This window comes from Xenorhabdus yunnanensis (genome assembly GCF_028598805.1).
In the GTDB taxonomy this organism is placed as follows: domain Bacteria; phylum Pseudomonadota; class Gammaproteobacteria; order Enterobacterales; family Enterobacteriaceae; genus Xenorhabdus; species Xenorhabdus yunnanensis.
This window is the reverse complement of record NZ_JAQRFI010000011.1, coordinates 31,533-52,104: the sequence shown is the minus strand read 5'-3', so window position 1 is coordinate 52,104 and position 20,572 is coordinate 31,533. Positions and strand designations below refer to the sequence as shown.

17 protein-coding genes are annotated in these 20,572 nt (G+C 43.7%); 7 read left to right on the top strand and 10 right to left on the bottom strand.

Annotation, left to right across the window (positions count from 1 at the left end; translation table 11 throughout):
* The first annotated feature begins 45 nt into the window (after positions 1-45).
* Complete coding sequence (gene dcd / locus PSI23_RS06670) at positions 46-627, top strand: dCTP deaminase (RefSeq protein ID WP_047766961.1); 582 nt, start codon at positions 46-48, stop codon at positions 625-627.
* A 79-nt stretch (positions 628-706) separates the two neighbouring features.
* Complete coding sequence (asmA, locus tag PSI23_RS06665; RefSeq protein ID WP_273554342.1) at positions 707-2,575, top strand: outer membrane assembly protein AsmA; 1,869 nt, start codon at positions 707-709, stop codon at positions 2,573-2,575.
* A 265-nt stretch (positions 2,576-2,840) separates the two neighbouring features.
* Here asmA and PSI23_RS06660 read toward each other — a convergent pair whose 3' ends face one another.
* Positions 2,841-7,064, bottom strand: a complete 4,224-nt coding sequence (locus PSI23_RS06660) for a phage tail protein (RefSeq protein ID WP_273554341.1) — start codon at positions 7,062-7,064, stop codon at positions 2,841-2,843.
* Between the two features lie 276 nt (positions 7,065-7,340).
* Positions 7,341-8,921, bottom strand: coding sequence for a TerC family protein (locus PSI23_RS06655; RefSeq protein ID WP_273554340.1), 1,581 nt, complete (start codon positions 8,919-8,921; stop codon positions 7,341-7,343).
* A gap of 290 nt (positions 8,922-9,211) precedes the next feature.
* Between PSI23_RS06655 and gnd the strand changes: the two genes are divergently transcribed.
* On the top strand, positions 9,212-10,618 hold the full coding sequence (gene gnd / locus PSI23_RS06650; RefSeq protein WP_273554339.1) for an NADP-dependent phosphogluconate dehydrogenase: 1,407 nt from the start codon (positions 9,212-9,214) through the stop codon (positions 10,616-10,618).
* Between the two features lie 324 nt (positions 10,619-10,942).
* On the opposite strand, the gene PSI23_RS06645 is transcribed toward gnd, so the two are convergent.
* Positions 10,943-11,452 carry a YbaK/prolyl-tRNA synthetase associated domain-containing protein gene (locus PSI23_RS06645; RefSeq protein WP_373567287.1) on the bottom strand — a complete coding sequence of 170 codons (510 nt, stop codon included), beginning with the start codon at positions 11,450-11,452 and terminating at the stop codon, positions 10,943-10,945.
* Between the two features lie 154 nt (positions 11,453-11,606).
* On the opposite strand from PSI23_RS06645, the gene yiaY reads away from it, so the two are divergent.
* Positions 11,607-12,758 carry an L-threonine dehydrogenase gene (gene yiaY / locus PSI23_RS06640; RefSeq protein WP_273554337.1) on the top strand — a complete coding sequence of 384 codons (1,152 nt, stop codon included), beginning with the start codon at positions 11,607-11,609 and terminating at the stop codon, positions 12,756-12,758.
* A 277-nt stretch (positions 12,759-13,035) separates the two neighbouring features.
* On the opposite strand, the gene PSI23_RS06635 is transcribed toward yiaY, so the two are convergent.
* The gene (locus tag PSI23_RS06635; protein ID WP_273554336.1) at positions 13,036-13,377 is read right to left on the bottom strand and encodes an ArsR/SmtB family transcription factor; all 342 of its coding nucleotides are present in this window, start codon (positions 13,375-13,377) and stop codon (positions 13,036-13,038) included.
* 120 nt (positions 13,378-13,497) lie between these two features.
* Between PSI23_RS06635 and PSI23_RS06630 the strand changes: the two genes are divergently transcribed.
* The 3 genes from PSI23_RS06630 to PSI23_RS06620 all read left to right on the top strand — a co-directional run bounded on the left by PSI23_RS06630 (position 13,498) and on the right by PSI23_RS06620 (position 15,374).
* Positions 13,498-14,502: a permease gene (locus PSI23_RS06630; RefSeq protein ID WP_273554335.1), complete on the top strand. Its 1,005-nt coding sequence runs from the start codon at positions 13,498-13,500 to the stop codon at positions 14,500-14,502.
* Between the two features lie 65 nt (positions 14,503-14,567).
* Positions 14,568-14,909, top strand: coding sequence for a methyltransferase domain-containing protein (locus PSI23_RS06625; protein ID WP_273554389.1), 342 nt, complete (start codon positions 14,568-14,570; stop codon positions 14,907-14,909).
* 39 nt (positions 14,910-14,948) lie between these two features.
* Complete coding sequence (locus PSI23_RS06620; RefSeq protein ID WP_273554334.1) at positions 14,949-15,374, top strand: hypothetical protein; 426 nt, start codon at positions 14,949-14,951, stop codon at positions 15,372-15,374.
* 226 nt (positions 15,375-15,600) lie between these two features.
* Here the strand turns inward: PSI23_RS06620 and hisIE are convergent, their stop codons facing one another.
* Genes hisIE through hisC form a run of 6 tightly spaced genes read right to left on the bottom strand, consistent with a single transcriptional unit; the run spans position 15,601 to position 20,556 of the window.
* Positions 15,601-16,236, bottom strand: a complete 636-nt coding sequence (gene hisIE, locus PSI23_RS06615; protein WP_273554333.1) for a bifunctional phosphoribosyl-AMP cyclohydrolase/phosphoribosyl-ATP diphosphatase HisIE — start codon at positions 16,234-16,236, stop codon at positions 15,601-15,603.
* Positions 16,230-17,006, bottom strand: a complete 777-nt coding sequence (hisF, locus tag PSI23_RS06610; RefSeq protein ID WP_273554332.1) for an imidazole glycerol phosphate synthase subunit HisF — start codon at positions 17,004-17,006, stop codon at positions 16,230-16,232. The genes hisIE and hisF overlap by 7 nt, the downstream gene beginning before the upstream one ends.
* Positions 16,988-17,725: a 1-(5-phosphoribosyl)-5-[(5-phosphoribosylamino)methylideneamino]imidazole-4-carboxamide isomerase gene (gene hisA / locus PSI23_RS06605; protein ID WP_273554331.1), complete on the bottom strand. Its 738-nt coding sequence runs from the start codon at positions 17,723-17,725 to the stop codon at positions 16,988-16,990. Before hisA ends, hisF begins: the two co-directional genes overlap by 19 nt.
* 4 nt (positions 17,726-17,729) lie before the next feature.
* Positions 17,730-18,320: an imidazole glycerol phosphate synthase subunit HisH gene (gene hisH, locus PSI23_RS06600; RefSeq protein WP_273554388.1), complete on the bottom strand. Its 591-nt coding sequence runs from the start codon at positions 18,318-18,320 to the stop codon at positions 17,730-17,732.
* Positions 18,321-18,343: 23 nt separating this feature from the next.
* On the bottom strand, positions 18,344-19,441 hold the full coding sequence (gene hisB, locus PSI23_RS06595; protein ID WP_273554330.1) for a bifunctional histidinol-phosphatase/imidazoleglycerol-phosphate dehydratase HisB: 1,098 nt from the start codon (positions 19,439-19,441) through the stop codon (positions 18,344-18,346).
* The gene (gene hisC, locus PSI23_RS06590) at positions 19,438-20,556 is read right to left on the bottom strand and encodes a histidinol-phosphate transaminase (protein ID WP_273554329.1); all 1,119 of its coding nucleotides are present in this window, start codon (positions 20,554-20,556) and stop codon (positions 19,438-19,440) included. Before hisC ends, hisB begins: the two co-directional genes overlap by 4 nt.
* Positions 20,557-20,572: the final 16 nt, after the last annotated feature.

The window sequence follows — 20,572 nt, the reverse complement described above, 5'->3', positions numbered from 1 at the left end:
TGTTGTTCAGGTATTCATAAGTATCATCGTATTTGAGAGGAAATAATGCGACTCTGTGACCGTGACATTATTAAATGGCTAGATGAAGGAAAGTTGGTAATTACCCCACGTCCCCCTGTTGAACGTATTAATGGGGCAACTGCTGATGTGCGCCTTGGGAATCAGTTTCGCGTTTTTCGTGGTCATACTGCTGCTTATATTGATTTGAGTGGCCCTAAGGCTGAAGTCAATGCGGCACTAGACCGAGTCATGAGCGATGAAATTACTTTGCCGGCGGGAGAAGCATTTTTCCTCCATCCTGGTGAATTGGCTTTGGCGGTAACGCTGGAATCTGTCACACTGCCTGATAATTTAGTGGGGTGGTTGGATGGACGCTCATCTTTGGCGCGTCTTGGCCTGATGGTCCATGTGACTGCGCATCGTATTGATCCGGGTTGGCAGGGGCAAATTGTTCTGGAATTCTATAATTCAGGCAAACTGCCTTTGGCTTTACGTCCTGGTATGGTTATCGGTGCATTGAGCTTTGAACCGCTTTCAGGTTCAGCTGAACGGCCTTATAACCGACGTCAGGATGCTAAATATAAAAATCAGCAGGGAGCCGTAGGTAGCCGCATCAGTGAGGATTAACCTTTTCTGGTAAAGCTTTCTGGTAAGACTAGCTTTTTAGTGAAAATAGTCTTCTTGTGGACATGAGGCTGGGGAAGTCATGAAAAGATTGTTGACGACACTCGTTATTTTGTTGGTAGTCATTGTTACTGGCTTAACTGCACTGGTTATGTTGGTTAATCCAAATGATTTTCGTGGCTACATAGTTAAACAGGTACAAAAGAAGAGTGGTTACCAGCTCGTGTTCCGGAATGACTTACGTTGGCACGTTTGGCCAAAATTGAGCATCCTGACTGGTGGGATCTCTTTAACCGCCGAGAATGCTAAAGTACCGGCTATTGTGGCAGAAAATATGCGTTTGGATGTGGAGTTACTGCCACTGCTGTCTCATCAACTCTCAGTTAAAGAAGTGATGCTGAAAGGAGCTGTCTTGCGGCTCACTCCAGATAGCCAACCGAAAAAACGGTCAGAGGCCCCAATTGCACCAGAAAGCGATACCCACTATCCAATCATTGCGGGAAGTCAGGCTTGGAAACTGGATATTGCCAGAATCAGGGTAGCGGATAGCTTATTGATCTGGCAATCCAATGAACATTCCCAAATAAATGTCCGTGATATCAATTTATTGTTGGAACGCAGTGATCAGGATCACGTTGATCTTAGCCTCCGCAGTAAAATCAATAAAAACCAACAAGAACTGTCACTTGAACTCAACTCATCAATAGATATTTCTGATTACCCGCAGCAGCTATCGGCTGACATTGATTCCTTTGAATACCAATTGCAGGGAATTGGGTTACCGTCTACGGATATCCAAGGGAAGGGAAGTGCCACAGTGAAATATCAGGCTTTATCTAAATCAATTTCGCTGCAAAAAATGGCATTGACGCTGAATGATGGGGATGAGCTTAAGGGAAATATTACCGCTATTCTGACAGATAAGCCGCAATATTCTATCAACCTGAACTCACCAAAGTTCAATCTGGATAATGTGCTGGGGTGGGAGGCTTTATCGAAAAAGACACCACGGGAAAAACATGATTATCGGGTTGAAAATAATTCATTAAAACCGGTGATTGCGACATCAGTCTCGGCATTATCCAACTATGATCTTACATTTTTGCAAGGGTTTGATGGCGATATCTCGTTCACAGCAGATAAATTCATTTATCAGGGGATGGCTATTGATAATTTTGCTCTGAAAGCAGCCAATAACAGTGGCGTGGCGGAAATCACTAAATTAAATGGCAACGTGTTTGGTGGATATTTTGCGTTACCGACATCGATTGATGCTACGGTTGTTCCCGCAAAACTGCACACAAAGCCGCGCTTGCAGAAGATTGAGATACAACCTTTGTTAAATGCACTGGCATTACCGTTGATATTCAAAGGTCAGCTTAATGTAGACGGTGATCTTCTGGGAGAAGGTTATGACGAATATGCCATTTCTCATTATTGGCAAGGTGGTTTGAATATCGACCTGAAAAACGCGCGTCTGGAAGGGTTGAACATTCCTCAGCTTATTCAACAATCTTTTGCACGGGCAACAGATCAAGTTAGCCAACCCTTGAATACAGGTGACTTCACTGAAGCTACTAGTATGTTAGTAAAAGCACAATTGGATCGCGGTGAGGTTAAAATTAGTGAACTTGCAGCGAATTCAAGTGTGTTCAATATTAAAGGGCAGGGGAAAGCCAATTTACTGAAACAGAACACCGATGTTTCATTATGGGTGCAATTGACCAATGGATGGGGCAAACAGAACGAATTTGTCCGTCGCTTGGTGCAATTAAAAATCCCATTGCGGGTTTATGGTGACTGGAATAACCTGCAATATAAGCTGAATGTGGAATCCATGTTACGTGATGAATTACAACAGAAGGCCAAAAAATCTATCAGAGATTGGCTCGAAAATAACAGCGATAATAAAGATCTTAAGAAGCTAGAGGATCTACTGAATAAAAAGTAGGATCAGCCATGTGGAGAGAGAAAATAATGACTCTCTCCGCAGAGTAATATTCTATCGTTCAAAATTTGTTATTTTCTCCCCTTTACCTTATTTGTTGATGGTTGCGGGAGTATTTGCACAGGGGTAAGTGCGATTAAGTTTATCAGCGGCCTCAGGTGATCGCCGGGGCGATCACCTGATTTATTGGGATCTTAGCGAAACTATTCTATTTTACAATATTGTTCCATTCTAAAATAACGAACTAGTTCTGAACTTACTGTTTCTGCTAATACCCTACAACCTGATAATAAAAATGTGGAACCCAGCCCGTTTGAGGAGTCGTGACAGATATTGTCAGTGTATCCTTAGATAATCCGATTCCATTTGAATTATCTCTCTGTATTTTGACATCAGCCAGATAACCGGGGCGTTGGTGATCAAAAGCATCTCCGACAATACTTGCCTGACATGAGATAATGCCATTTGGCAAAGTCGTAGGCAGTTTGATTTTGTAGAAGTGGGTATAGTAAGTCACTCCACCGATCATAGATTGGTTAAGTTCACCAATTGGTTCACTGGCAACGGCAAGCCCGTTGATCATGAATATCTCACCGATCTTGATGATGGTGTGCTCGTCCATGATTCGTCGTGACTCAATACCTAATCCAACCAGATCACCTAAGCCTAAATTCCTCACAAAGGCCTGTTTATCTAGGATATCCGCCCCGTTCTTACTTTTCTCCAGTCGGTTTTCAGCGTCAGCTTTAGCTGCTATCGCATTGACATTGGCATCATTTGCTAATTTCTCAGCTTTGCCAACGCGAGTATCAACTTCTACTTTGCCATAAGCTCCTACATCAGAGGCAGTAAGTTTAATATCAGTTAACAGGGCCTTGCCATTTACAGTACGCGTGAGTGGTACTCGGCTATCCGTATTGTTGTTAGCCTCATTTGCTAGTTGTTTAACGCTTTCAATGTGAAGATCTACCTCTCCTTTGGTATAGGCATTCATATCAGATGCGGTCAACTTAATATCGGATAATAGAGCCTTGCCATTTATGGTACGGGTTAATGGAACTTTGCTATCCGCATTGTTATTGGCGGTGTTTGCATGATCTTTAATTTCGTCAATAAGGATGTCGATATGTGCCCTGTCATAGGTATCTACATCATGGGCAGTTAATGTAATATCTGCTACCAGCTCTTTATCATTCACTTTACGTGTTGATGGTACTCTGTTGTTAGCATCCTGAATGGCCGTGGTGGCGTTGTGATTGGCGGTTTCGGCCAGCTTATCCACTTTGCCGATACGGTTATCGATTTCTGCTTTATTGTAGGTATCAACATCTGCCGCCGTTAATCGAATATCTACTGACAGCTCTTTGTCATTGACCTTGCGGGTTAATGGAACTTTGCTGTTTGCCTCCTGAATGGCTGCATTGGCGTTGCTATTGGCGGTTTCGGCCAGCTTATCTACTTTACCGATATGATCATCGATTTCTACTTTGTTATAAGTACCGACATCAGCCGCATTTAGCTCAATATCAGTTAACAGTTCTTTGCCATTCACTTTGCGGGTTGAAGGGACTTTGTTACCCGCATCCTGAATGGCCTGATCAGCTTTCTTATCGGCGTGCTCAGCCAGAGTCCTAACGTCCTTGATCTGGCCGTCAGTTTCTTCTTTATTGTAAGCATCAACATCTGCCGCCGTCAGCTGAATATCTGTTGCCAGCTCTTTGCCATTGACCTTGCGGGTTAAGGGAACTTTGCTGTTTGCCTCCTGAATGGCTGTGGTGGCGTTATTACTGGCAATATTAGCCAATTGTTGAACACTATTGACTTGTGTTTTGACGCCATTAATAAGGTCATCAGTTTCCTTCTTGTTATAGGAATCGACATCCGCCGCCGTCAGTTGAATGTCGGCGATCAGCTCTTTGTCATTGACCTTGCGGGTTAATGGGACTTTGTTGTTCGCATCCTGAATAGCCGTGGTAGCGTTGTGGTTGGCGGTTTCAGCCAGTTTGTCCACTTTGCCGATATGATCATCGATTTCTACTTTGTTATAAGTACCGATATCAGCGGCACTTAGCTCAATATCAGTTAACAGTTCTTTGCCATTCACTTTGCGGGTTGAAGGAACCTTGTTACCCGCATCCTGAATGGCCTGATCAGCTAGAATTCTAACATCCTTGAGCTGGGCGTCCGCTTCTTCCTTACTGTAAGCATCAACATCCGCCGCCGTCAGTTGAATGTCAGCGATCAGCTCTTTACCATTGACCTTGCGGGTTAAGGGTACTTTGCTGTTTGCCTCCTGAATGGCCGTGGTAGCGTTGTGGTTGGCGGTTTCCGCCAGTTTATCCACTTTGCCGATACGCTCATCGATTTCCACTTTATTGTAGGTATCGACATCCGCCGCCGTCAGTTGAATGTCGGTGATCAGCTCTTTGCCATTCACTTTGCGGGTTAAAGGAACTTTGTTACCCGCATCCTGAATGGCCTGATCAGCTAGAATTCTAACATCCTTGAGCTGGGCGTCCGCTTCCTCCTTACTGTAAGCATCAACATCCGCCGCCGTCAGTTGAATGTCGGCGATCAGCTCTTTGCCATTGACCTTGCGGGTTAAGGGAACTTTGTTGTTTGCCTCCTGAATGGCCGTGGTGGCGTTGTGGTTGGCGGTTTCGGCCAGTTTATCCACTTTGCCGATACGCTCATCGATTTCCACTTTATTGTAGGTATCGACATCCGCCGCGGTCAGTTGAATGTCGGTGATCAGCTCTTTGCCATTGACCTTGCGGCTCAGGGGAACTTTGTTGTTTGCCTCCTGAATGGCCGTGGTGGCGTTGTGGTTGGCGGTTTCGGCCAGTTTATCCACTTTGCCGATACGTTCATCGATTTCCACTTTATTGTAGGTATCGACATCCGCCGCGGTCAGCCGAATGTCGGTGGTCAGCTCTTTGTCATTGACCTTGCGGCTCAGGGGAACTTTGCTGCTCGCATCGTTGATAGCTTTGATTGCGTTAGTATTGGCAGTTTCCGCCAAATTATTGACATCGCTGATCTGTATTTTGATATCTTTGAGCATGCCATCAGTTTGTTCTTTACTGTAAGCATCGATATCCGCCGCGGTCAGTTGAATGTCGGTGATCAACTCTTTGTCATTGACCTTGCGGGTCAGGGGGACTCTGTTGTTTGCCTCCTGAATGGCAGCAGTGGCATTGTGGTTGGCGGTTTCCGCCAGTTTATCCACTTTGCCGATACGCTCATCGATTTCCTCTTTATTGTAAGTATCGACATCCGCCGCGGTCAGCCGAATGTCGGCGACCAGCTCTTTGTCATTGACCTTGCGGGTTAAGGGGACTTTGCTGTTTGCTTCCTGAATGGCTGTGGTGGCATTGTGGTTGGCGGTTTCCGCCAGTTTGTCCACTTTGCCGATACGCTCATCGATCTCCCCTTTATTGTAGGTATCGACATCCGCTGCCACCAGTTGAATGTCGGTGGTCAGCTCTTTGTCATTGACCTTGCGGGTCACTGGGACTTTATTACTAGCATCTTGGATAGCCGTGGTGGCAAGTTGCTCAGCAGTTTTAGCCAATGCCTCAACGGGAGCGATAAGTTCATCGGTTTCCTTCCTGCTGTAGGCATCCACATCAAGCGCTGTAAGTTCAACATCTATTACCAGCTCTTTGCCATTAACCTTGCGGGTCAGAGGGACTTTGTTATTTGCAGTATCAATAGCTTTATGGGCTAATGTCGTAGCTTTATCGACAAGAGAATCTGTTTGGCTCTTGTCATAGGCATTGACATCTGCTGCTGTCAGTTCAATATCTTTGGACAGCTCTTTGCCATTAACTTTACGTGTTAGTGGCACATATTTATCTGTCGAAGATATTGATGTAGCCAATTCATAAGCTTTATTGGCTAATTCATACGCCGTTTTTATTGCTTTGGGTGTTGCAGCATGAGCTTCGCTATCACTGTTTACTGCGTTACTTAACGCAACAAACCCTCTTTCTTTTAAGGTTGCATCAGGATGGTTGCGGCTTTCGGCGTGTTCTTTAATTCTTTCTCTCACATATCTGCGAGTGGCAAGGCCAGAAATTAGTTCTCTTACCCACTCAGCCAAGCTATTATCGCCAATCGTCAATGCCATGCGGATAGTTTGTTCCTGAGATTCTGGCTTATAGAGGTCAGCGCAGTTTCCTACCGCAATCAGTGTGCCATCTTTATCGAATAGGCCAATTTCACGAACCCACCAATTACCTTCACCTTCAGGAATTATCTGTTCGGCGATAATTTGGTGAGGTTTTTGGGGAGCGATGGTCAGGGCATCAAGTTCAGAACGATGCTTTTCATTAATCAGACAGGATTGCTTGGCATTGGGAGTGGGTAAACTACCACCACCGTCGCCTACAGCCATATGGGTAATTTCAAGCTTGGTGCCTGATGAGGCTGCTTTCTTCAGTTTTTCTGTGCCAGTATGTGTTAATAATGCAAAATATTTTGTACTCATATAAAACCCTCACTTATCAACAATAAATGTATGTATTGCTAACTCAGCCACAAAAGAGCTTTGTAAAGCTCTTGGGCCATATGAAGGCGGTGCGACATCCCCGCTAACTGCTATTTTCTGTTAACTTAACTGCTATTGAATCGGGGTCATTGTACTTGGTGTAATCGTGAGCAAATATCCTAAAAATTAACTCAAACTGATAAAACTTATAGGAATAAAAAAACCGGCCTTATGCCGGTTTTTTCTTAGTAGGTGTTGTGGTTTTAAGATTTCTGATTATATTTCAGCGTATTCTTCCACTTTCAGTGAGGTAATCTTCACTTTATTGATGCGGTGGCTGGTGATTTCCAATGCTTCAAACAGATAGTCACCAATCTTCAATTGCTCACCTTGTTGTGGAATATGTTGCAGATATTCCATTAACAGGCCTGCCAATGTCTGATATTCTCGTTTTTCATCCAATGGCAGTGGCACGTAAAGCACTAAATCTTCCAGTGGCATAAATCCATTGGCAATCCAATACCCCTCTTCCATAACCTGAATATCATGGCGAGCATCAAGCTCTCCGCTACCGACAGGGAGATTGCCTGTAATGGTTTCCATCACATCAGTTACCGTAACTACCCCTTCAACAGAACCGAATTCATCAACAACAAAAGCAAAGTGTGTTTGTGCCTGACGGAACTGTTCCAACGCTTGTAGCAGGGAGAGAGATTCAGGGAAAATCAACGGTTGCTGGACTAACTTCCTTAAATCAAAAGTATTGTGAGTCAGCTGTTGATTAAGGATATCAATCACATGTACAACACCAAGAGGCTCATCACTGGTCTGTTCGTCTGTGACCACAATTCGCGTGTGTGGCTTTTGTTCCAGTAGCGTAGTTAATTTTTCTGTAGGAGCATGGACATCAAGATAAACCACATCATGGCGTGAAGTCATGATACTGCTGACGGTACGTTGTGCCATGCTGAGAACGCGGGCGATCATCTGGCGTTCTTGAGGCTCAAAGACTTCTTTGTTCTCTGTATGATCCGCAATCAGGTTGGAAGTATGGTTATCAAGTGCAGCGTTTTCACGTTTACCATTTAAAATGTGAAGAACAGCCTCTGCGGTTCTTTCGCGCAGGGAGCGGGAAGCACTCAAGAATTTGCGGCGATTGAACTGAGCGAACTGATTCAGTGCTTCAATCATGATGGAGAAGCCTATGGCTGCATAGAGATAGCCTTTCGGAATGTGATAGCCAAAGCCTTCAGCAACCAAGCTGAAGCCGATCATCAGTAAGAAGCTGAGACACAGAATAACGATTGTGGGATGCGCATTGACGAATTTTGTCAGAGATTTGCTAGCCCATATCATCAGGATCATGGCGATGATCACAGCAGCAATCATAATACCAATGTGATCGACCATCCCCACGGCAGTGATAACAGAATCGAGAGAAAATACTGCATCCAAGACAATAATTTGCACAACTACTGCCCAGAAGCTGGCTCCTTTGCGTTGTTGATTGGTATGCAGGTTTTTTCCTTCTAACCGTTCATTCAATTCCATTGTTGCTTTGAACAGCAAGAAGATACCCCCTATCAACATAATTAAATCACGGGCGCTGAGAGGATGTTCCCATAAAGTAACCAATGGATTAGTCAGGGAAATGAGCCAGGATAGGCTGAATAGCAGCAATATCCTCATGATAAGGGCACAGGAAAGCCCTGTCAGGCGAGCTTTATCTCTCTCTTTTTCAGGAAGTTTATCTGCCAGAATGGCAATGAATATTAAGTTGTCTATTCCGAGAACAATTTCTAAAACGATAAGTGTGGCCAGACCTGCCCATATCGTCGGATCAGCGATCCATTCCATACAATTTGTTTTACCTTTTTAATAGGACGGCATTTGCCGACTATTAAATAATGCGTATTGAAGTGCGAAATATCAATAGGTGATTTATCTCAGTTGGAAATTTTTTCAGCAAAAAAACATCTCGACGGTATCGGTTGCATCAATAACTACCCTCTATGGCCTTTCCTGAGTTAACATGTGACCTCATTAACAAATTGCTCACTCTGTTTTGTTGCATACGGCATGTAATACACTTGGTATTACGTATGCATCTTGGGTGGGCAGCAGTCATTATTAGACGGGAGTTATTCATGTCCAAACAACAGATCGGTGTTGTCGGTATGGCGGTAATGGGGCGCAACCTGGCGTTGAATATTGAAAGCCGTGGTTATTCTGTATCTATTTTTAACCGCTCAAGCGATAAAACTGATGAAGTTATTGCTGAAAATCCAGGGAAAAAATTAGTTCCAAGTTATTCCATTGAAGAGTTTGTCGATTCGCTGGAAAAGCCACGTCGTATTCTGTTGATGGTTAAGGCTGGTGAAGCTACGGATAAAACCATTGCATCACTGACACCACATTTGGATAAGGGTGACATTCTGATCGATGGTGGCAACACCTATTTTCAGGATACTATCCGCCGTAATCGTGAGTTGTCTGCTCAGGGTTTTAACTTTATCGGTACAGGTGTTTCTGGCGGTGAAGAAGGCGCATTGAAAGGCCCTTCAATTATGCCGGGTGGTCAGAAAGAAGCTTATGAGTTGGTGGCACCAATTCTGAAAGAGATCGCTGCCCAAGCTGATGGTGAGCCTTGTGTTGCTTATATCGGGGCAGATGGTGCAGGCCATTATGTGAAGATGGTTCACAATGGCATTGAATATGGTGATATGCAGTTGATTGCAGAGGCCTATTCTCTTTTGAAAAATTCATTGAACCTGAGTAATCAGGAATTGGCTGAAGTATTCAGTAATTGGAACCAAGGCGAGCTGAGCAGCTATTTGATCGAAATTACTGCTGATATTTTCCGTAAACAAGATGAAGAAGGAAAATATCTGGTTGACGTGATTCTGGATGAAGCAGCCAACAAAGGCACCGGTAAGTGGACCAGCCAAAGCTCGCTGGATCTAGGTATCCCGGTAACACTTATCACGGAATCTGTATTTGCACGCTATATCTCTTCCCTGAAAGATCAGCGCGTCGCTGCATCCAAGGTGCTGTCAGGCCCGGAAGCCCAGCCATTTAACGGAGATAAGGCTGAATTTATTGAGAAAGTTCGCCGTGCTCTGTATTTGGGTAAGATTGTGTCTTATGCGCAAGGCTTCCAACAGTTGAAGGCGGCATCGGATGAGTACAACTGGGATCTGAACTATGGCGAAATTGCTAAGATCTTCCGGGCTGGTTGTATTATTCGTGCACAATTCCTGCAAAAAATCACGGATGCATACAATGAAAACCCAGCTATCGCTAACTTGCTGTTAGCACCTTATTTCAAACAAATTGCAGACGAATATCAGCAAGCTCTGCGCGATGTTGTTTCCTACGGTGTGCAGAATGGTATCCCAACGCCAACATTCTCTGCTGCTATCTCTTATTACGATAGCTATCGTTCTGCTGTATTGCCTGCTAATTTGATTCAGGCACAGCGCGATTACTTTGGTGCGCATACTTATAAGCGTACTGATAAAGAAGGTGTTTTCCACACTGAATGGCTGGGTTAATTATTAGATATCTTTATAATAAATAAACATGTTTAAAGTTAAGGTGCTGAGTTATCAGCACCTTTTTTACTAAGTTAAACTAAAGTCTCAAGTTGAAGGTTGCCACTTAAGCAATCGTTGCACAAATATCTCCAACCATTGTGCTATCTCTGCATCGTGAAGGAAAAGGAATATAGCGAGGCTGAGGATAGCAAGACCGAGTATTACCAGAACAAAAATATTACTCATATAATAATCGCTCATTTTTGTCTGGTTAAATTATAGCAAAATGTAAACTTTGTTTAATTTAGTTTTAATTTATTGGGTAATTTCTTCGAGTTAGCCTCAATTGGCTATTTTCCGAAAAGCAATTAATTCTGGTACAGCGATGCGACGGTAATCTTGCGTATTCAAAATAATCGAGCGCTCCAAACTACCCGCATTAAATGCCAGTTCATCATAGCGCTCGAATAATAGTGGATCGGCAACTAACTTTAGGTCTGGGTGGAAACTAAATGGTGGAATGGCACCAAAAACGCAGTAAGTCAATTCAGAAACTTCTTTGGGGCTTGCCAGAGAAGCCCGGCTTCCTCCCACTTGTTTGGCAAGAGCTGCAAGATCGGCCTGTTGATCCGCAGGCAAGACAGCAAGGACATACTGCCGATAGCCATTTCCTTTCACATGGCAGACCAGGCCCTTAGCTCCTTGCCCTAGATGGGTTCCCCGTATTTTTGCCACTTCTTCTGAACGACCACCAGTAGTATGTTCTATAATACGATAGTGGGCATTGTTAGTGTCCAATAAGGCAGTGAGGCGTTCAAAAATGTCGTTTTTTAGCAAAATATTCTCCTGCATAAACTCAAAGTAAAAATTGATACCTATTTTTTTAATTTTACATAGGCAATTATTGATTCTGGTCAAAATTACTGAGAGAGATAAATGTCACATTGTAATCTAATTCTCTTACATTGAGCTTTGAAATACTTCAGTAAAATCTAAGGAGTTTCAAATGGCAGCATCAACTTTCTTTATCCCGCCAGTGAATAAAATCGGCATGGGATGCATGACTGAAGCTATCGAATTAATGAAAAATTATGGCTACAGACAGGCTTTGATTGTTACTGACCGGGTGCTAAATGAGATTGGTGTTGTTGGAAAAGTTCAGGCTTTACTGGCGGATGTCAGGATAAAAAGTGCAATTTATGATGGAACAAATCCAAACCCAACGACGATTAATGTTGCGGAAGGTTTGGAAATTCTGCGTCAACATAATTGCGATTGTGTGATCTCTTTAGGTGGTGGCTCACCGCATGATTGTGCAAAAGGTATCGCATTAGTGGCAGCTAATGGTGGGGATATTCGTGATTATGAAGGGGTTGATCGTTCAGCTAAACCACAGCTACCTTTGATTGCTATCAATACGACTGCGGGAACGGCATCTGAAATGACACGCTTCTGTATTATTACGGATGTGGAACGCCATATCAAAATGGCAATTGTGGATAAAAATGTTACGCCTATTTTGTCAGTCAATGATTCTGCGTTGATGGCAGGAATGCCAAAAGGATTGACTGCCGCGACGGGGATGGATGCATTGACCCATGCGATTGAGGCTTATGTCTCTACGGCGGCTAACCCTATCACTGATGCTTGTGCGTTGAAAGCCGTGACAATGATTAGTCATAATTTGCGTCGTGTCGTTGAAGATGGAAATGATATGGAAGCGCGTGAGAATATGGCTTATGCCCAGTTCTTAGCAGGTATGGCATTCAATAATGCGTCTTTAGGATATGTCCATGCTATGGCACACCAGTTAGGTGGATTCTATGATTTGCCACATGGTGTCTGTAATGCGGTCTTATTGCCACATGTACAGAGATTCAATGCAAAAGTTTCTGCTGCACGTTTGAAAGAGGTTGCCGCTGCTATGGGCGTTGAGGTTAATACTTTAAACGATGTGCAAGGTGCTGAAGCCTGTATTCAAGCGATCTCTGAATTGGCAGAAGATGTAAATATTCCGTCAGGTTTGTCTGAGTTGAATGTAAAAGAGGAAGATTTGCCAACACTGGCGACCAATGCATTGAAAGATGCTTGTGGGTTCACTAACCCAATTCAAGCTTCTCATGAAGAAATCTTTGCTATCTTTAACGCGGCAATGTAACTCACTGAGTCGCGATTTTAGTCACTGAGTGTTCTGGTAACATGAATTCTAATCCTTTGAAAAACACATTTTCCCTCAGAGAATGTGTTTTTCATTAGATGACAGGCAAATTATGCTATAAATGATAAAAAATCTTCACTATCAACCACTAATAGTAATTTTTTCTGGCAGTAAGTATCTGTTTTCAAAAGTGTACAGATGCACTGCACGTATCTGTTTTTCCTTTCAGGTATACTGTGACTTTATTCCGTATCCTTGACAGAAATATCGCCTTCTTCTAACACTTCTGTTTTTTATATAACCCACATGATTGTTCGGTGAAGTGTTCAACCGAAATTCCCACACAACACTCTTCTTGCAAGAAGTTGATCAAGTTTTCCAAGTGCTGGTATTCAGGTATACATACAATAGTACGACTGTGCTTCTCTTGACGGATTAGCCCAACCTTCACCATGCGGGCGAGATGATGTGATAGTGTTGAAGCAGGAATATCCAGGGCTTTCTGAATTTCTCCGACGGAAGCTCCCTGATGGTCGGCCTTAACTAAAAAGCGAAATATGGCTAATCGGTGACTATTCCCCAGTTCAGCCAGACTAGATGCGACTTCTTCATGTTTCATGTGCGTCTCTAAACAAAAATTTCTATGTTTCTAGAAATATAATTGACAGGAACGGTAATGGCAATCTAATATCTCCAATATTTCCATAAAACTAGAAATATAGATATTTGGAGGTTTAGAATGTCTTCTCAATTGCAAGAAACTTTAAACATGTTTGTCTTTCTCGCCATAGAGTTATCAGCTTTATTCATTGGTATTAGTTTATTGGTTGGTATTCTCCAGCGACATATACCCCCATCCAAGGTGGAAGCTTTACTGAGTGCTAACCGGAAAAGAGGATATTTTTTGGCTGCAATCCTCGGATCTATCACCCCTTTTTGTAGTTGTTCGACCATTCCTATGTTGAAAGGGCTAATTCGTGCCAAAACTGGTTTTGGTCCGATGATGGTATTTCTATTTACTTCCCCTCTATTGAACCCCATCATCGTTGTATTGCTTGTTGTTACTTTTGGTCTGACGCTAACAGCTATTTACGTACTATCAGCTCTTCTGGTCTCACTTGGTGCCGGATGGTCGCTACAAAAATTGGGATTTGAACGTTATATACGCCATGAAGAGGTGTCTGGTTGCGGGGTTTCTGGGAGTAGTTGTGACGTTAAGCCAACGGTATCAAACAGTTGTGAATCAATAGCGACTTCCTGTTGTCCTGCTCCCCAGATCACCACGCAATCTACAGGTTGCTGCGATAACCAAACCATCAAAACTGAGCGTCCGAAAAGTAAGTATAGTGGTTTGTGGCAGGAAGCTTGGTCAGATTTCAAGGATGTCCTGCCGTATCTAATTATTGGTATAGCAATCGGCAGTGTGATCTATGGCTATGTACCTACTAGCCTGCTCGAACAATATTCTGGCTCAGATAATCCTTTTGCTATTCCAATTGCTGCTGTCATTGGCGTGCCGCTGTATATTCGTGTCGAAGCCTTGATACCGCTTTCAGCAGCCTTGATGGCGAAAGGGGTCGGCACCGGAACGATTCTGGCGTTAATTATCGGTGGTGCTGGTGCCAGCCTGACTGAGTTAATTTTATTACGCTCCCTATTTACATTTAAGCTCTTGGCGACCTTTGTGGCGGTTATTTTTGCTATGGCAATGATTGCGGGTTACACGACTTTCCTATTTTTCTGAATGCTAATCCGAATGAGTAGATTGCCACTCATTTTCACTGAAGGTTACTGATCATAAATATATGAATAAATACAGAAGGGAACGTTATCGGCGTGGATGCTACTCTTGAACAAATTGAATTTGCTGAGAGTTACGTTGAATATCACCGGGAAGCCTATGGCTACAACGAAAGTAATGTACATTTTATACACGGAAATATTGAGTCCTTGGAGCTACTCAATTTACCGCCGAATAGTGTCGATGTCATCGTCTCCAATTGCGTCATTAACCTAGCGGCTGCAAAATCTGATGTGCTTCAGGGAATGGCCCGGTTACTCAAACCTGGTGGAGAAATTTATTTTGCTGATATTTTCTCTGATCGCAGACTTTCACAAGAGTTGAAAAATGATCCATTACTGATTGGATAGTGTATTGGTGATGTATTGTATTATGGCGACTTTGTGCGAATGGCGCGTGATGCTGGCTTTCGGGATGTACGAATTGTTGCAAGCAATTTAAAAACTATTAATAACAAATCCATTGAAGAAAAATTGGGTGGTGCAAGACTGTATTCAATGACTCTCAGGTTATTCAAGATTGATCTAGAAGATAGCTGTCAAGATTATGGTCAGGTCGCCATATACAAAGGTAATCTCCCTGATGCCCCCATTTACTTTATGTTTGATCAAGAACATGTATTTGCAGCAGGGAAAGCGGTGCCAATATGTCGAAATACAGCAGATATCATTTGCAAAAGCCGATACCATAGTTTGTTTAGTATGATTGGTGAAGGCCGTACACACTATGGAGTTTTTAACTGTGGAGCAGTCCCAAGCAATTTTGTAACTTCAATTGAGCCCCCTATGAGCGCAGCAGGAGTCTGTGGCTGCTAAATAGCCTCTAATCCATTGGCAATGGGTTTACAATTTGCTGGACACTTTGAGTGGCAGAAGAGGGCGTTAATTTGAATAGCTACCGTTATTGATGCTACATACGATCTCAGATATAAAAAGCCATCTAATAAGACAGTAAGAAGCCACTTCGTGCATATCACTTGGCAAAGTGGCTGACATTTTTCAGATTTTCAATCTTTGCTCGGAACTCTATCTGCTCGGAATTCTACTGTTGAGTAGAGTGCCGTTCCCGCAATTGACTGATGATACGACTAAGATCGAGTTCTTGATCTTGGAGTAAAACCAGCAGGTGATAGATCAAATCTGCGGCTTCGTTGGTCAACTCTTCTCTGTCATTTACTGTAGCCGCTAATGCGGTTTCTACACCTTCTTCGCCAACTTTTTGGGCGATGCGTTTTGTTCCGCTAGCATATAAGTGAGCAGTATAGGAACTGTCCGGTGAGGCGTTTTTTCGGCTTGCCAGTAATTGTTCCAATTCATAGAGAAAGCCCCATTCGGTTTGTGCAGGCGCAAAGCAGCTCTCAGTGCCTTTATGACAGGTTGGACCAATAGGATTCACTAAGGCCAGCAGAGTATCGTTGTCGCAGTCAGGATAGATCTCTACCAGATTCAGAAAGTGGCCGGAGCTTTCGCCTTTTGTCCATAATCGCTGCTTAGTGCGGGAAAAAAAAGTCACCTTGCCAGAATTGAGCGTTACATTCAGTGCTTCCTGATTCATGTAGCCCATCATTAACACCGCTCCAGAGGTGGCATGTTGAACGATGACGGGCATCAGATTATCTACTTTTTTCCAATCTAGTTTCTCAATTTCTTGAGCTGTTAATCGTCGTGTTGTCAACATGTTCTAACCTCGACATTCTGTGTAGCAAGATATTGTTTAAGTTCACTGATATTGATGATCTGTTTGTGGAAGACGGATGCAGCCAAAGCTCCATTAACATTTGCAAGTTGAAAAGCATCCAGGAAATGTTCTGGTGTACCGGCTCCCCCGGAAGCAACCAATGGCACAGAGCAGACATCGCGCACTAATTTTAGCTGAGTAAGATCATAACCATTACGGACACCATCTTGATTCATCATGTTCAGAACGATTTCACCAGCGCCACGTTGTTGTACTTCTTTGACCCAATCCAATGTCTGCCAGTGCGTTGCGGCTGTGCGCTTTTCATCTCCTGTAAACTGGTAAACCTGATAGCTGTTGGTTTTCTCATCAAACCACGTATCAATACCCACAACGACACACTGGACACCGTAGCGATCAGCCAGACGGTTAATCAAATCCGGATCAGCTAAGGCTGGAGAGTTGATGGAGATTTTATCTGCACCGAACGCCAATATTTGCCCTGCTTCTTCGACAGTTTTAATTCCACCTGCCACGCAGAAAGGGATATCGATGACTTCAGCAACTTTCGCCACCCAGCTCTTATCTACCACGCGGCCATCGGAAGAGGCGGTAATATCATAAAACACCAACTCATCAGCCCCTTCTTGTGCATAGCGCTGTGCGAGAGGAACAATATCACCAATAATTTCATGGTTACGGAATTGTACGCCTTTGACGACTTGCCCATTACGGACATCCAGACATGGAATTATGCGCTTTGCCAACATTGGATAGCCTCCGTCAGTGTAAATTTTCCTTCCAGTAATGCGCGACCGACGATAACACCTGCGACACCAGATGCAGGCAGGGGCGAAATATCGGTGAGGCTGCCAATACCACCGGAGGCTTGAAATTGGATTTGTGGATATTGTTGGCTGATCTCCTGATAGAGCACAATATTGGAGCCGCTTAATGTGCCATCACGGGAAATATCGGTACATAAAACATGCTTTAGCCCAACAGGGAGATATTGTTCAATCACATTCTCAAGGGTAGCATTGCTGTTTTCCTGCCAACCACTGATGGCGACTTGCTTAATTCCATCTGCATTGATGCGGATGTCCAGCGCCAGCACAATTGCGTCAGCACCGTATTGATGAAACCATTGCCTGACTAATTCAGGTTGTGTAATAGCGGTAGAACCAATTACAACTCGGCTTGCTCCTGCTTCAAGCAATGCTTTTACATCTGCCTCTGAACGAATTCCTCCACCGACTTGAACGGGAACAGTAACCCCTGCCAGTAGCTTTTTCAAAAGTGCAATTTGACGTCTGGCTGGATCTTTTGCGCCAGTGAGATCCACCAAATGCAGCAATTTAGCGCCTTCCTGTTCATATTGTTGTAAGCGGGAGAGCGGAGAACTGCCATAATCCCGACGCTGATCATAATCTCCTTGATGCAGGCGCACCACATTACCATCAATTAAATCTAATGCAGGTATAATCATGCGCTTACATCTCCAAAAAGTTTTTTAGTAATTGTGCGCCTGCTGCACCTGAACGTTCAGGGTGAAATTGCACACCAAAGAAATTGTCTTTTGCAATCGCACTGCTAAATGTATTGCCATACTCAGTTTGGGCAATCGTATATTCCCCAACGGGCAGAGCATAGCTATGAACAAAATAGAAACGGGAATTGTCGGCAATATCCCGAAACAGTGGATCACCTGACTGTGCTTTCACTTGATTCCATCCCATATGTGGTAATGGCAGACCTGCGGTCATTATTTTTTCGACTGGGGCGTCAATTAATTTCAGTAGGGGAACGTTATCTCCTTCTGCACTGACTTTGGCAAGTAACTGCATGCCGAGGCAGATACCCAATACAGGTTGGGTAAGAGAATTAATCAAAGGAATTAATTGTCGCTGCTCAAGCTGTTTCATTGCGGCAGTAGCCGTGCCTACTCCCGGTAGAAATAGTTTATCGGCTGTTCGTACAATATCCGCGTCTAAACTTACAATGGGCTTATAACCTAACCGACGGATAGCATAGGTAACAGAAGCAAGGTTAGCGCAGCCTGTATCTAGAATAACAACGTTCATCATGACTTCCTTTATAGCATTTCCTATAAAACACCTTTGGAGCTAGGCAAGGTATCGCCTTCTATGCGAATGGCTTGCCGCAATGTCCGGCCAAAGACTTTAAACAGGCTTTCTGCCCGATGGTGATCATTTTTGCCTTTGGTTTTCAGGTGCAGGGTGCATCCCATGGTGTAAGAGAGGGAACGGAAGAAGTGTTCGATCATCTCTGTGCTCAAATCTCCAACACGCTGATGTTTAAATTCGGCTTTATATTCGAGGTGTGGACGACCGGAAATATCCAGAGCGCAGCGTGCTAGACATTCATCCATTGGCAATGTGAAGCCGAATCTGGCAATGCCACGTTTATCTCCCAATGCTTGTTTTAAAGCTTCTCCCAGTGCGAGACCGGTATCTTCAACAGTATGATGATCGTCAATATAGAGATCACCTTTGACTTGTATATTCATGCGGAAGCCGCCGTGAGTCGCAATCTGATCCAGCATGTGATCGAAGAAACCGACACCTGTATTGATGCGACTTTCTCCTTCACGATCCAGCCAAATTTCAATATCAATAACAGTCTCTTTGGTTTTTCGTTCAACGTGAGCATGGCGATCTTTACAGGTTAATTCTTTACATGTTAATTCATTGCGGAGTAATTGATCGCAAATAGTTGACCATCCCAGTGATTCGGGTTGATAACGAATGCCTTTGATCCCCATGTTTTGGGCTAATTCCAGATCGGTTTCCCGATCGCCGATGACATAACTGTTTTCAGTATCAATGATATTTTCGACCAGATATTTTTGTACCAATCCGAGCTTGGGTTTACGGCAAAGACAGTTATCTTCTGGTTTGTGTGGGCAGATCAGCACCTCTTCAAAATGGATACCTTGTGAAGTGAAAACCTGCATCATCAGGGCATGGGGTGGTTCAAAATCCGCTTGTGGAAAACTGGCCGTACCTAACCCGTCCTGATTAGTGATCATCACTAATTTGTAATTGGCTTTTTGCAGGGACAGTAAGGCGGGGATCACACCAACCTCAAAAGCCAATTTATCAAGGCGATCAACTTGATAATCACTAGGTGGCTCGGTGATCAATGTTCCATCGCGGTCAATAAAAAGCATTTTCTGGCTCATGGGGTCTCAGTTTCCTTGATTTGTTGAGTTTGGTTGAAAAGTGCACTAATGGCACTGACTAACTGTTCACATTCATTCCGGCTGCCGATGGTAATGCGTAGGCAATTCTCTAATCCCGGTTGTTTACTTTGATCACGCAAGATGATTCCTTGTTTCCATAGCGTTTTGAAAACGAATTCTGCATTGATAAATTTCACCAAAATATAGTTAGTTTCGCTTGGAAACACGTTTTCAACCAACGTCAATTTGCTGAGTGCTTGCTGGAGATAAGCCCGGTTGCTGACAATTTCTTCCACTCGATTTCTCATTGTTTGAATACCCGTTTCAGTTAGCGCTTGTGCAGCGATATCTGCGATAGGTGTAGCAAGTGGATAAGGGGTAATCACTTTTAGCATTAGAGCGATGATATCGGCAGAAGCCAACGTAAATCCACAACGCAATCCAGCCAAAGCGAAAGCTTTCGAGAGGGTTCGCAAAATGACTAAGTGAGGATAGTCTTGTAGCCAACGGGTGGTAGCATAGGTAGTTGCATGTTGTGGGCAAAATTCGATGTAGGCTTCGTCAATAGCAACGATGGCACGGTTACGGGCCAATTCAAGGATCTGATGTAATGCAGCCGGATCAATGAGGTTGCCTGTAGGGTTGTTGGGATTACAGATATAGATCAACTTGACGCGATTCAGATTACTTTTTATGGCGGCAATATCCGGTTGCCAGTCGACGCTGACAGGGATCTTTTTCTGCTCTATGCCGAAGGTTTCGGCACTAACGCTATACATGCCATAGGTGGGTGGGCAAAACAGTACAGCATCGCGTCCCGGCTCACAAAAAACTCGGAGCAGCAATTCGATAGATTCGTCTGCGCCACGACTGACAAGAATTTGCTCCGGTTGCAGATCAGCGTAATCGGCATAACGTTGAATTACTGTTGCTGGTTGGCATTCAGGATAGCGATTGAGTGTATTTTCAGTGAGTTGGAAATTGGGTGCGATGGGGTATTCATTCGCATTTAACCAAATATCACCATGACCGCCCAGACGGCGGGCAGACATATAAGGGACTAATTTGCGAACGTTTTCTCTTGCCAGTGAATTGATATCAAAAACCGTACTCATGATTGTTCCTTAACTT

Coding starts and splice junctions, on each gene's coding strand:
- dcd (WP_047766961.1), top strand. CDS start 46: ATGCGACTCTGTGACCGTGACATTATTAAATGGCTAGATGAAGGAAAG.
- asmA (WP_273554342.1), top strand. CDS start 707: ATGAAAAGATTGTTGACGACACTCGTTATTTTGTTGGTAGTCATTGTT.
- PSI23_RS06660 (WP_273554341.1), bottom strand. CDS start 7,064: ATGAGTACAAAATATTTTGCATTATTAACACATACTGGCACAGAAAAA.
- PSI23_RS06655 (WP_273554340.1), bottom strand. CDS start 8,921: ATGGAATGGATCGCTGATCCGACGATATGGGCAGGTCTGGCCACACTT.
- gnd (WP_273554339.1), top strand. CDS start 9,212: ATGTCCAAACAACAGATCGGTGTTGTCGGTATGGCGGTAATGGGGCGC.
- PSI23_RS06645 (WP_373567287.1), bottom strand. CDS start 11,452: ATGCAGGAGAATATTTTGCTAAAAAACGACATTTTTGAACGCCTCACT.
- yiaY (WP_273554337.1), top strand. CDS start 11,607: ATGGCAGCATCAACTTTCTTTATCCCGCCAGTGAATAAAATCGGCATG.
- PSI23_RS06635 (WP_273554336.1), bottom strand. CDS start 13,377: ATGAAACATGAAGAAGTCGCATCTAGTCTGGCTGAACTGGGGAATAGT.
- PSI23_RS06630 (WP_273554335.1), top strand. CDS start 13,498: ATGTCTTCTCAATTGCAAGAAACTTTAAACATGTTTGTCTTTCTCGCC.
- PSI23_RS06620 (WP_273554334.1), top strand. CDS start 14,949: ATGGCGCGTGATGCTGGCTTTCGGGATGTACGAATTGTTGCAAGCAAT.
- hisIE (WP_273554333.1), bottom strand. CDS start 16,236: ATGTTGACAACACGACGATTAACAGCTCAAGAAATTGAGAAACTAGAT.
- hisF (WP_273554332.1), bottom strand. CDS start 17,006: ATGTTGGCAAAGCGCATAATTCCATGTCTGGATGTCCGTAATGGGCAA.
- hisA (WP_273554331.1), bottom strand. CDS start 17,725: ATGATTATACCTGCATTAGATTTAATTGATGGTAATGTGGTGCGCCTG.
- hisH (WP_273554388.1), bottom strand. CDS start 18,320: ATGAACGTTGTTATTCTAGATACAGGCTGCGCTAACCTTGCTTCTGTT.
- hisB (WP_273554330.1), bottom strand. CDS start 19,441: ATGAGCCAGAAAATGCTTTTTATTGACCGCGATGGAACATTGATCACC.
- hisC (WP_273554329.1), bottom strand. CDS start 20,556: ATGAGTACGGTTTTTGATATCAATTCACTGGCAAGAGAAAACGTTCGC.